This is a genomic window from Thalassoglobus neptunius, assembly GCF_007859735.1.
Classification (GTDB): Bacteria; Planctomycetota; Planctomycetia; order Planctomycetales; family Planctomycetaceae; genus Thalassoglobus; species Thalassoglobus neptunius.
Genome location: NZ_SIHI01000001.1, coordinates 193247 through 205719, shown reverse-complemented (window position 1 = coordinate 205719; position 12473 = coordinate 193247). Strand labels below are relative to the sequence as shown.

The 12473-nt window shown below is 52.8% G+C and carries 9 protein-coding genes; 5 read left to right on the top strand and 4 right to left on the bottom strand.

The genetic code is table 11. From position 1 onward, the window contains the following. Positions 1–30 precede the first annotated feature (30 nt). The gene (locus KOR42_RS00795) at positions 31–660 is read right to left on the bottom strand and encodes a hypothetical protein (RefSeq protein WP_146506727.1); all 630 of its coding nucleotides are present in this window, start codon (positions 658–660) and stop codon (positions 31–33) included. Between the two features lie 507 nt (positions 661–1167). On the opposite strand from KOR42_RS00795, the gene sppA reads away from it, so the two are divergent. The 3 genes from sppA to KOR42_RS00780 all read left to right on the top strand — a co-directional run bounded on the left by sppA (position 1168) and on the right by KOR42_RS00780 (position 4927). Next, positions 1168–2985, top strand: a complete 1818-nt coding sequence (gene sppA, locus KOR42_RS00790) for a signal peptide peptidase SppA (protein ID WP_197440742.1) — start codon at positions 1168–1170, stop codon at positions 2983–2985. Positions 2986–3026: 41 nt separating this feature from the next. Beyond that, a complete protein-coding gene (locus KOR42_RS00785) occupies positions 3027–3314 on the top strand; it encodes a YbeD family protein (RefSeq protein WP_146506725.1) in 288 nt (95 codons plus the stop codon). Between the two features lie 197 nt (positions 3315–3511). Then, the gene (locus tag KOR42_RS00780; RefSeq protein ID WP_146506724.1) at positions 3512–4927 is read left to right on the top strand and encodes a sulfatase; all 1416 of its coding nucleotides are present in this window, start codon (positions 3512–3514) and stop codon (positions 4925–4927) included. 111 nt (positions 4928–5038) lie between these two features. On the opposite strand, the gene moaA is transcribed toward KOR42_RS00780, so the two are convergent. Together moaA and KOR42_RS00770 are read right to left on the bottom strand one after the other, a co-directional pair. Beyond that, complete coding sequence (moaA, locus tag KOR42_RS00775; protein ID WP_146506723.1) at positions 5039–6043, bottom strand: GTP 3',8-cyclase MoaA; 1005 nt, start codon at positions 6041–6043, stop codon at positions 5039–5041. Further along, the gene (locus KOR42_RS00770) at positions 6040–6372 is read right to left on the bottom strand and encodes a DUF971 domain-containing protein (protein ID WP_146506722.1); all 333 of its coding nucleotides are present in this window, start codon (positions 6370–6372) and stop codon (positions 6040–6042) included. Before KOR42_RS00770 ends, moaA begins: the two co-directional genes overlap by 4 nt. Before the next feature lie 463 nt (positions 6373–6835). On the opposite strand from KOR42_RS00770, the gene KOR42_RS00765 reads away from it, so the two are divergent. Further along, positions 6836–9388, top strand: a complete 2553-nt coding sequence (locus tag KOR42_RS00765) for an MMPL family transporter (protein ID WP_146506721.1) — start codon at positions 6836–6838, stop codon at positions 9386–9388. Positions 9389–9516: 128 nt separating this feature from the next. Continuing rightward, positions 9517–10728 carry a hypothetical protein gene (locus KOR42_RS00760; RefSeq protein ID WP_197440740.1) on the top strand — a complete coding sequence of 404 codons (1212 nt, stop codon included), beginning with the start codon at positions 9517–9519 and terminating at the stop codon, positions 10726–10728. A 166-nt stretch (positions 10729–10894) separates the two neighbouring features. Here KOR42_RS00760 and KOR42_RS00755 read toward each other — a convergent pair whose 3' ends face one another. Beyond that, the gene (locus KOR42_RS00755) at positions 10895–12355 is read right to left on the bottom strand and encodes a sulfatase family protein (RefSeq protein ID WP_146506719.1); all 1461 of its coding nucleotides are present in this window, start codon (positions 12353–12355) and stop codon (positions 10895–10897) included. Positions 12356–12473 lie beyond the last annotated feature (118 nt).

Genomic DNA, 12473 nt, shown 5'->3' with positions numbered 1-12473 from the left:
CCCCGATCTGGAATCGCGGATTGCCACGGTCTATTGGCTGATGAAGATCGACAAAAACTGATGCGGCGTTTTCTTGTAGGCGACAGCGAGTTTTTTGAGAGTCTGCCAACGCGTGATGTGTGTTTCGCGTTCGAGTTTCGGAGTCTCTTCGGGAAGTGAGGTCAGCAGGGACTTCTTGATCATCAGAACGCGAACCTTTCGCATTCGAATCCCTCCATCAGCTTCGCTGGTCAGGCAAATGAGATATTCATCGCAGACGACTGACATTCCGAGGTCTTCACGGATGACACCGGCGGCGAACTGTTCAGAAATCTCATTCAGGACCGCGTTCAGAAAGTACCAGTAGTCTTCCTTCGGAAGATCGAGAAGCGGATTGTCCGGAGTTGTCTTCTTGGCTGCGTCGATCACCGCCTGGGCAGCCTGCGAGTTCGGAAAGACCGATTTGCAAAGCGTCTCATTCAACGTCCGCAGCTTGAGTTTGCCGTCCTGAAGAATATTGAGAGAGATATTCAGCCGGTCGTAGAACTCTCTTTTCTGCCAGTCCTGAGCGGCTTTTCGTTTCCCGAGGACCCAACCGATCAGTGCAAACAACGCCGCAGAAACGATCTTCGACCAGTGTTCGGAAAGCTCTTCAAAGATCGCTTCGATCAATTCTGCCATGTGGCTTTCCTCGTTTTCAATTCATTCATTCCGGTACGAAACCAATAGCATGACACGCTTCCGTCCAACTCGTTCGCAGACGAAATTTCGAAACGTTGCTGGGTTGGGGCAACTGTTTGATTCGCCTTTGCCGAGTTGCTGTCATCGGGGCGAATCCTCGGCTTGATTTGATTCTGGACTTGTCAGTGTCAATGTCTCTGCCTCAAGATAGTATCTGCAGAGATGTCGAGCTACAGTGATGGGGATCCACTTCGGGTCATGCGACCTTCACGATGCCGACCGAGACCTGAGAGAATTCCATCTTTGGCCGTCGGGGATTTGCAGCAGTTGACGCAGCTTCGATTCAAGGATGGAAGAACGCAGGCATCCCAGGAAAATGGATTAATCAGAACGACGTTATTCAAATCAGACTTGTGGCTTCAGTCGCAAGCGAAGTCTCCTCAAATAAAATCTGAGTCATCGCAGTCGCTGACTGCAACGTCTCATCATCGTTGGGAAAGTGAATCGATGCTTCGTCGAACTACAGTTATGCTCGCCCTGACCGCATTCGCGGTTCAGCTGTTGCCATCACATCCAGGATTTGCACAAGACAAGGAAAAGCTCCCGGGGACGGTTGCTGTCTTTGATTTGACTCTTCCGATCACTGATAAGCCGACTCCGGACGATCCGATTTTCGGCGAAGTGGGCGGAGAATCGCTTCGCGGCCTCACTGTTCGGATGAATGAAGCAGCGAAAGACGACGACGTCGCAGCGATCGTTCTGCTTTACGGAAGTTCCAGCTTCGGAATGGCTCAGGTCACTGAGTTGGGAAGCGTGATTCAGAAGGTTGCTGAAGAGAAGCCTGTCTACGCTCATGCAGATTCGACACGCATGGGGGCGTATGCCGTTGTCAGCGGGGCAGACCGAATCAGTATTTCCCCAACGGGCGATGCCTGGATCAACGGGATTTACGGAGAGCAAATGTACCTGCGGGGCCTGTTGGACCTCGTCGGTGTCGAGCCAGAGTTCCTCACATGCGGAGCGTACAAAAGTGCGGCCGAGCAGTTCATGCGAAAAGGGCCAAGTGAACAGAATGAGGAAATGACAAAGTGGCTGTACGACGGCCTCTACGAAGGTCTAAAACAAACCATCGCGAATGGTCGCGGAGTGGATGTTTCGAAAGTAGAAGAGTGGGTGAATCAGGGATTGTATTCTGCCGAATCAGCCAAAGAAGCTGGGCTGACTGACGCGGTCGAAACTCGCGACGGACTGACCGCCTTCGTGAAAGACAAGCACGGTGTGACTGTCAAGTTTGACAAGAGCTACAAGAAAAAGACCGGACCGGAAATCGACCTCAACAACCCATTTGCTGCTCTTCAGTTGTGGGCAGAGATTCTCTCGGGACCGAAAACACAACGTTCCACGAAAGACGCCATTGCAGTGGTCCACATCGATGGACCGATCATGCTTGGAAAGAAAAGTGTCTCCCCGTTCGGGTCCGTCAGCGGGGCGTTCAGTGAGGAAATCCGGAAAGCACTCGATTCGCTCGTCTATGAACCTCGCGTTCGTGGAGTGGTTGTCCGGGTCAATTCTCCGGGAGGGTCGGCCACCGCGAGTGAAGTGATGCTTCAATCGATCATGCGACTTCAGGAGAAAAAGCCGGTTGTCGTTTCCATGGGTGACTATGCGGCCAGCGGCGGGTATTACGTTTCTTGCCGTGCGAGCAAGATCTATGCGAGTGAAAACACCATCACTGGATCAATTGGTGTCGTGGCTGGGAAACTGGCGACAGCGAATATGTGGGGACGAATTGGCATCAACTTCGAACCGGTTCAACGGGGAGCACGTGCCGGAATTTTGAGTTCGTCCCAGCCATTTCAAGATGGCGAACGGGAAGAGCTTCAGTCTTGGATGGACAAAATCTACGGAGTCTTCAAAGATCATGTGACAACAGGTCGTGAAGGCAAGTTGGCCAAGCCAATCGACGATATCGCTGGCGGACGTGTTTACACAGGAAAGCAGGCGCTGGAACTTGGTCTCGTCGATGAACTCGGCTCACTGGAAGATGCGATTTCCGATCTGGCCGAGGAATTGGAACTCGACGACTACGAAGTTCGAACGATTCCGCGTGTGAAGAACTTCGTCGAAGAACTCGTCGACGAGATGAACCCACAGCGTAAAGAGAACAACAAACGCCTTTCGCTTGGGATCTGGTCCGCGATTGAACCAACTGTTTCGAACGTCGATCCAGAACGTGTTCGCATGCTTCAACAAGTCTTGCTGCAGCTCGATTTTCTCGCGCAAGAACGAGTCATGCTGACTGCCCCCATCTTTTGGATTCAATAGCCACCACAACAAATACGTGCTGGGGACCAGAGGTTACGAAAATGGAAGAAGGACTCCCGACAGTCGAATTGCTGGAATCGATTCATACCTTCCCGTGTGAATATCGGTTCAAGGTGATTGGTCAAGCTGATGACCACTTTGTTGGTCGTGTGCTTGCTGCCGTGCGTCAGGAATTGGAAGAGGACAGCGAACCCCGTTTTTCGACGCGAACGACGACAGGGGGACGGCATGTGAGTGTCACCGTTGAACCAACGATGGAGACGGCGTCGCATGTGATTGCTGTCTACTCACGACTTCGTGACCTCGAAGGTTTGGTGATGCTCTTGTGAGCGGCAAGCCCGGGATGTTGCCCCACACTTGTCCATAGCGTCGTACGTTTATTGGATCGTACGTCTATTGCATCGTAGTTCTGAGAACATTGCGTCACTTCAATGTCAGCCTTGGAGGATCTCTTTAGGCTGACGGAAGTTTCCTTCTCGATAAGGTCGACACAGATATGTTGCATTCGCGCTCGCTCAGTTGCTTGATGGCTCTCTTCATTTCGCTGGCAGGGCATAGGTCGTCTGCCGCAGATCAGAAGACTCCCAATGTGCTTGTGATCCTTTGCGATGATCTGGGCTATGGGGACTTGGGGTGTTTTGGCCATCCAACCATTCAGACGCCCCATCTCGATCAGCTTGCGGAAGAGGGAATGCGACTGACGTCGTGTTATTCCGCTTCGCCACTCTGTTCCCCCGCCCGAGCCGGTTTGATGACCGGGCGAATTCCGACTCGATCGGGAATCTATTCGTGGATTGCTCCGAAGAACCCGATGTACCTCAAACGGGACGAAACCACGATTGCGACGTTGTTGAAGCAATCGGGGTATGAAACCTGTCACGTTGGGAAGTGGCATCTCAACGGATTGTTTAACAATCCGGCCCAGACACAACCGAACGATCACGGCTTTGATCACTGGTTTTCAACGCAAAACAACGCTGGGCCTTCGCATCAGGATCCCAATAACTTCGTTCGCAACGGAGAGCCAGTCGGAGAACAGTCGGGGTTTTCCTGCCAACTTGTTGCCGATGAAGCGATTCGCTGGCTCGACGATCGAGGTGATGCAGCTTCTCCGTTTTTTATGTTCGTCTGTTTCCATGAACCGCACGAACCAATCGCTTCGCCTGAAGAACTCGTGCAAAAATATCCCGATGCAGAAAAGCGGGGAGAAGCTCTTTATTACGCCAACGTCTCGAATATGGACAAAGCAGTCGGACGTATTGTGGAAGCTGTCGACAAACAGAATTTGGGCGAAGAAACGCTGATTGTTTTCACATCCGACAACGGACCGGAAACGCTGAACCGCTATCGAAATGCGTGGCGATCTCATGGCTCGCCCGGTCCGCTTCGGGGGATGAAGCTGCACGTATACGAAGGGGGAATTCGTGTCCCGGGGATTGTTCGCTGGACGGGAACCATTTCTCCCGGTCAGGTGAGTGATGTTCCCGTCGGCAGCGTCGATCTGCTGCCAACCGTTTGTGAACTTGTCGACATCGAATTACCGTCCACGAAAACATTGGATGGGACGAGTCTCGTCAAACTCTGGAACGGTTCCGAAATTGAGCGAGAAGAGCCGTTGTTCTGGCATTACTACGGAGGGACCGGGAATCGTCAGTTCGCACTTCGTGACGGCGACTGGAAAATCGTAGCGCAATGGAACGGAGGGGCGGATTTTCCCACTGGGGGTTCCCTGCGGCCGGGAGTTGTGCCTCAGCTGAAGTCTTCAACTCTCGAAGAGTTCGAGCTGTACCATATTTCGGAAGACATCGGCGAAGAACACGAGGTCTCTGCGAGTCATCCCGAAGTCTTCGCCCGACTCACCAAACTCGCCAAAGAGAAGTACAGCGAGATTATCGAAGAAGGCCCGTACTGGTATGAAGATGGTCGCGAGTCGAAAAATTGACTTCTCGCTTCCGTCGCTTGTGCCCAGTGCTGAGTGTAAAAACTCGCATCTGGGCAGAAGCTCTCGTCTGATGAAAACAAGATTTGTTCAGTCGAGACCGAGGACGAAGAGCTATCCGCCGATGGAGTACATCGGTCGTTCTGGTTGTTGAAAGTCGGGATCGTTGATGTGATGTCCGGCCCACTTCCCTGCAATCGATTCGCGGACAGCGGCGACGATCTTCTCTTCCATGCCTCCAGTGCGGAGAAGGTCACGGATGTCGGTCTCTTCCAGGCTGAACAGGCAGTTCCGGAGTTTGCCGTCAGCGGTCAGTCGAAAGCGGTTGCAGTGATCACAAAACGGTTTGCTGACTGACGGGATGAAGCCGATTCGCCCGATGCCGTCTTCGAAGACGAAATCTGTAGACGGTTGCTCGGCTTCGATCTCTCTAATGGGGACCAGAGGCTGAACCTCGCGGGACAGTGTTTCCACAATTTCGTCCGCGAAGAGAACTTTCTTGCGTTCCCAGGCAGCATCCGCGTCGAGCGGCATATACTCGATGAATCGCACTTCGCAGCCTGATTCGCGGGCGAATCGACCGAATGGGACAATTTCCGACTCGGTGACTCCACGGATGGCCACTGCATTGATTTTGATGGGATGAAAGCCGACTTCCTGCGCTTTCTGAATTCCCTTCAGGACTTCTTCATAACCATCGCGTCGGGTGACTTCGCGAAACTTGACCGGGTCCAATGCGTCGAGGCTGACGTTAAGCCTCCGCAAGCCTGCGTCATAAAGCTTTTGTGCATCCCGGGCGAGAAAAATTCCGTTCGTCGTCAAGCCGATGTCTTTGATTCCGTCGATTTCGGCAATCATGCGGACGAGTTCGTGCAGTTCATTTCGAACAAGCGGTTCACCGCCGGTGAGGCGAATCTTGTTGATCCCCAGTGGAACCATCAGCCGGACGAACTCGACAATTTCTTCGAATGTCAGAAGCTTGTCCCGTTTTAGAAACTGAACATTTTCGGCGGGCATACAGTAGAAGCACCGTATGTTGCACCGGTCAGTGACGCTGATTCGGAGGTTATTGTGTCGACGACCAAAGCTGTCGACGAGTGGACCTGTTGCGGCCGTCACGTGGTGGCCTCCGTTGATGAGGTGACCACGTTGTTTCCGGAAAGCTTTTCCAGGTAGTCCCAGGAATACAGACCGGTGAAGTGGTCATCACTCCATCGAATTTTCAGAGCGTAATTTCCACTCAGTCCGATTTCGACAGGTTGAATGTCTTTCGGAACGGTTTCGGGATCGAGAATTCGTTCTCCAGTGAACTCATTGACGCAAGCTGCACAGGGGCACTGGCAACGAAGAAAGTGAAACGGATAGCGGTTTGTTCGACCGTCGTTCCAGACAAGTTCCAAGACTCCGTCATCTCGAATTGCACGTATGTTCTGAGGCGCTGTCGCCATTTCCGAAGGAATCCTCTAACAGGGGCTGGTTTGACGTCTCTGAAACTCGTGACCAGTCAAACTGAAATCAAATGACTCTTGACGTCACGACTTGAAACGCTGGTTTTGCTGTCAATAAGTGAAAAGTCTTGGGATGGCAACTCGCTCCAGTCTCACACGACTCTGATGAAACAACCGGTCGTTGCCGACTGCTATTCTACGCACATGGAATCCCTGCTATCCAGTCGCAATCGCGGCCGTGTCTGGACTTGCTTCAAACCGTTCTTTGCAAGAGATTCTGGAAATCGGCAGTTCCTTGGACAATCTCAGCGACTTGTTAAGCTTTCCATAACCCACCTGGTCAGCCCGAATAGAAATCGACTCCGACTCGAATTGGAATCATCCCAGTCGGAGTTCGCTTCTGGCCGTATGGATGAGCGGGCCACATCCATCGGTCGCATCAACAGGTCTTGTTTTCTAAGTGATGTACCGTCGCATCGGAGAGTTCGTTTCGTCGTACCCAGTCGCCCTGGTTGTCTTCTGGGCAATTGTGGGGCTCGCTGCGATTGTCACAGCTCCCCGTGCGGACCGCGTCTCTTTAGATGGAGAATTCGCGTTCCTGTCGGACCAGGCTCCGAGTCGCCGTGCTGAAACGTTGTTTCGAGAAGCATTTCCTGCATCGGGAGAGAGAACTCAAAACAACGAAGAAAAGGCGATCGAAACTCCGGTCGAACAAGATCCGCTGGGAAGCAATGTCGTTATTGTGCTGTTTCGAGAGAATCGGCCCGAAGGAATCTCGGAGAAAGACCGGGACTTCATTGCATATGTTCTTGTTCCCCAGCTGCGCAAAATTGGTCAATCTTCCTCATCAGCCTCTTCGTCAGGCGAAGAAGCGGTCGAGGTCGATTCCATTCGCATCGTCGATCCGGAAGATCAGGTCATGCGCGGCATCTCAGCCCCGGATGACAAGCGGATGGGCGCACTGCTAACGAGTCGAGACGGCCGCTCGACGCTCGTGGTGATCGAGCTGAACACGGAATTCCTCAATCGTCAGAACAGCCAGATCATCAGTCGTATTGAAGAACTGATTAACTCCTCCGAGATTCGCCGGCAAAAGCCGTTTGGACTGGCACTGGCACTCAGTGGCTCAGCGACGGTGGGACGGGACATTCTGCGGGCGGAAGCGGAGAGTGTGAGCCGTACGGAAGTGATCACGAAAATTCTGGTGGTCGTCCTGCTTCTGTTGATCTATCGGGCTCCGTTATTGGCATTGATTCCCATTCTGTCGGTCGGATTGGCCGTCGAATTGACCCTTTCAATGTTGATGCATTTTGCCAATCTTAACTGGATTGGTTTTTTCAGCGGGCTTGAGATATACGTCACCGTGGTCGTGTACGGAGCGGGTGTTGATTACTGCCTCTTTCTGATCTCTCGCTACAAAGAGGAACTCGATCAGGGATCGACATTTGAGCAGGCGATTTCGCGATCGATTTCTTCGGTCGGATCGGCTCTGGCGACGAGCGCCGCGACGAGCATCCTGGGAATCGGGATGATGGGGTTTGCAGAATTCGGCAAGTTTCGTCAGGCGGGATTTGCGATTTCCTTCGGGTTGTTCATTGCTCTGCTTTGTTCGTTAACGTTCATGCCGGCGTTATTGCTTCTTTTTCGAAAGTGGGTTTTCTGGCCGGATGTTCGACGCGAGGAACTCAATTCGTCCGACTCCTGGTTGCCCTCATCGACGCTTTGGAACCGGCTTCGAGACCAACAGCTTCCTGAAGCGGTGTGGAATCGGATTGCGGAGACGCTTCATCGAAAGCCGGGGACAATCTTCGCAGTGACTGTGCTTGTGATGATGCCTTTCGCTGTGATTGGCTGGACGCAGGAGAGCAATCTCAGCTACGGCCTGCTGAGTGATCTTCCGAAGGATGAACCGAGTGTTGAGGGTGCATTCGCCATTCAGAAACACTTTCCTGCAGGTATCACCGGGCCAGCGACGGTCCTCGTGAAGTTTGATGAAGAGGTCTTGAAGCGGTCTCTGGATGGTGAAGATCTGACGAACACGGTGGCTTCCGAGAAATTGAGTCAGCAGATCACCGACCAAATTACGAAGTCACTCGATCAGGTGCGCGAATCCGATTACGAAATCGTCGATGTCCGAAGTCAGACCTATCCACTTGGACGGTCTGAAGTGGCTCAAACCTATCTGGACGGACTGAGCATTCCAGAGCGGGTCGCTAAACGAAACTATCAGCATCGAACTTATACAAGCACCAAAGGGCCGCACGCGGGAAATGTCGTTCGTCTGGAGTTTGTTTTCAGTACCGATCCATTCGATCGCATCTCGATTCGAAAGCTCGCCGAGATTGAGAAGATCGTCTACGAATCGATTCCCGAATCTCTCCGAGAAGGCGTGAGTGTGCTTTCGCTAGGGTCAACGGCGGGGATTCGTGATTTGAAGTCGACCACCGATCGTGATCGCTGGCGGATTGACGTTCTCGTTGTCCTCGTCGTCTATTTTTTGTTGGTTCTGCTGTTGAGAAAGCCAGCGATCTGTGCGTATTTAATTGTAAGTGTTGTCTTCAGCTACTTTGTCACGCTTGGTGTGACGTTCGTCGTTTTTTACCTTCGCGCCCCCTCAGCATTTACCGGAATCGATTGGAAAGTCCCGATTTACCTGTTCACAATTCTGGTGGCGATGGGGGAAGATTACAACATTCTGTTGATGGCTCGCGTTCAGGAAGAACAGGCCAGACACGGAACCATTCGAGGAATTTTGGTTGCCCTCTCAAAGACTGGGAATATCATTTCGAGTTGCGGACTCATTATGGCGGGGACGTTTGCGTCGTTGATGTTCGGAAGTTTGCTGGCCATGGTTCAACTTGGTTTCGCTCTCGCTTTCGGAGTCCTGCTCGATACGTTTCTCGTCCGTCCGATTCTCGTCCCGACGTATCTTGTGCTGCTGCATCAAGGACGATTCGGGATGTTTGGAAAGTACCTGGGGATGATTCCTCCTGAGTCGAATAACGACGCGACATAAGCCGAGATTCAACTCAAACAAACACTGTCCATCTATCACTGTCTATCATTGTCACCGAGTCGTTTTGGACTGATACACTACTGACACAAAAAGGTTAAACTGTGAATCGAACTGAAACGCGAAGACAGGTGCCATTGCTCATTGGATTGCTGTCGCTGGGAGTCTTCGCAAGTTTTCCCGGTCTTCGTGGATACGCAGAAACACGATTGGTTGAGTCGCGGAACTTTCAGATTTACACCGACCTTTCGGAGGAGAAGGCTGAAGAGCTTGCCGATCGATTGGAAAAGATGATCGTTCTGGTCTCCGGGTATTGGGGACGCCCGAATCGGAAACCGATCCGCATGTTCGTGATCGACGATTTCTCTAACTGGTCGAGCGAGGAAATCTCTCGAATGCCTCCGGAAGGAGTGCAGTTCGTCCGGAATGGCGGAGGAGTGACGATGACCCGCTACAAAGCCATTGTGGGTGGACCAAAAGTCGATGCGGAGACCATCGTCTATGCAACTGCCGCCCGGCAGAACCCGCAGCACGAAGCTGTTCATGCGTATTGCGGGGGCACTTTCGGCAGCACAGGCCCAGTGTGGTATTCCGAAGGAATGGCCGAAGTCGGGAAGTATTGGCGCGAAGGGGAGAAGGGAGTCAACGCGAGCGATTACGTGATCGACTATTTGACGTCTCATCCGCCAAAGCCGCTGCGTGACCTTGTCGACAATCCGCTCGAACAGACGGGCGACTCGTGGCAGAATTATTCATGGCGATGGGCTCTTTGCCATTTGCTGGGGTTCAACGAAAATTATTCCCCGAAGTTTCGTCCGCTTGGATTGGCGTTGTTGGCGGAGAGAAACGTCAGCTTCGCGAAGGTTTACGGACCACAGATTCCGGAGATCGACTTCGAATACCGGCAGTTCTTGAAAGATCTGACGACGAACTATCGCTGTGATCTTTGTAGTTGGGATTGGAAGACGAAATTTCGACCACTCTCGAGCCGATCCCGACCCACGACCAAAGTTCGAGCCGGTCGTGGGTGGCAAGCGACCGGTGTGGCTGTCAAGAAAGATCAGACCTATTCATTCGTCGCGAAAGGGGAATGGAGCCTCAGTAGCGACGGGCCGATTCTTGGAGCGGGGGGAGATCAAACCGGATCGGGAGTTCTCGTTGGGGCAATCTTTTCGGACTACGAACTCTCGGAAGAATTCGAAATCGGTGCGGTGAGCACATGGACCGCTCCGAGTGACGGCGACCTTTTCGTACGTTGTCGAGACGACTGGGGATCGCTGGACGACAATGACGGATTCGTTGAACTTCGGGTTCAACTTGATTCCGGCAGCGAAAACGATTGAGGACTTCGATTGTCCATTTTAGATGCGCTTGAGGAACACGGGGAACGCCATCACTTCGAAGTGTAGACAAGCTGATTACTCCGACCGACGACTCTCCGAAAGTTCAGGACGTGAACTTCACTGGAGAGTGCCTGTCCGAATTGGCTGAACACAACGCGACGCGGTCTCAGTCTTCCGGGAAGTAGAGATGCTTGCCTTTTTTTGCAGCTCGATGGGCTTCTTTCGTGTCCTGTGCGATTCCCGGATCTCCCTGTTCCACCATCCAGCGTTCGAGTTCCGTTTCGAGTCGATTTTGAATCGCTGAGTACTCCGGCAGGTCCGCGATGTTTGTCATCTCATACGGATCATCAGAAGTCTTGTAGAGTTCCTTTGCTGGCCGCGAAGTAAACCGCTTCACCAGATTGTAGGTTTCGGGATTCTCGGTGCTGTCCCAAACCCAGGTTGCCCAGTAGGGGTTATTGAGGGACCCGTCCCCCCGAGATCCCATCACATGTTTTTCGATGTAGATGGCGTCCGGAGTGAGGTTTTCGATCAGTCGAAATGTCCCGTCGCTGATGGTTCGAATGGGATAAGCAGGGCCTTCCGGAATGTTGTTGTGAAGACCGTATACGAACTGACGATGTTCGTCCTTTTCGCCCGTGAGAACAGCGGCGAAGCTGCTACCGTCGTATGGATGATCGTCAGGATTTCCGCCAGCGAGGTCGATGAGTGTCGGGGCTACGTCGGCATATTGGACGAGTGCGTCTGTGCGGATTCCCGGAGAGACTTTTCCGGGCCAGCGAGCGATGAGTGCCGTGTGCAATCCAGTGTCCCAGTTCGTCCACTTGCATCCCGGAAATTGTGCTCCCTGTTCGGATGTGAACAGAACGAGCGTTTCGTCAGCTTTGCCGGAGGCTTCGAGAACTTGCAGCAACTCGCCGACCTGTGAGTCCATATAAGTGATTTCGGCAAGATACCGCGAAAAGTCGTCTCGTGTCCGTTCGGTGTCAGCGATGTTCGGCGGAAGTTTGAGCTTCTCAGGAGGATACTGCGAGGGATCTCCCATCACCCACGGGACATGTGGATCGACGAGTGCGACGACCAGACAAAACGGTTCCACTTTTTCGCGATTGATGAACTCGCTGACGCCCGAAAGGTCATGAGTCATTGTCGGGTTGCGAACACAGCTCTTGTCGAAACCCGCCACGTGTTCGAACGGGAACGACTTCTTCGGAAGAACATGCACTTTTCCCCCCAGACCGACTCGATAACCGAGCGGTTGGAGATGTTGCGGCAGACTGGTAGTCGTGGGGCGACTCGATGAATGGTTCCAGGCACAACCGTTCCGCATCGGGTATTGCCCCGTATACAATTCAGCTCGGCATGGCTGACACATTGCTTCGCTGAGATAAGCGCGATTGAAGACAAGACTCTGGGAAGCGAGTCGATCGAGATTCGGAGTCTTGGCATTTTCGCCCCCATACATCGGCAGATCGCGGTAAGTGCAGTCGTCCGCCATAATGATGAGAACGTTGGGAGGTTCGTCTGCTGTGAGCCGGTCTCCTCCTGTAAGAATGAAGGCGGCGGCCAGCAGCACGAAGGATCTGAGTCCTCGCTGAGAATTGCCTAGCAGTTGAACTGTGAACATTGTCAGTCCTCGGCAGGAGAAAGCGAAAGTGTGATTCGGTTTGGATGAATCAATAAACTAGCATGCATGCATTCCCGGCGGGAGTGACTGATGTCGCAGATTGAGATTCCCCATCATC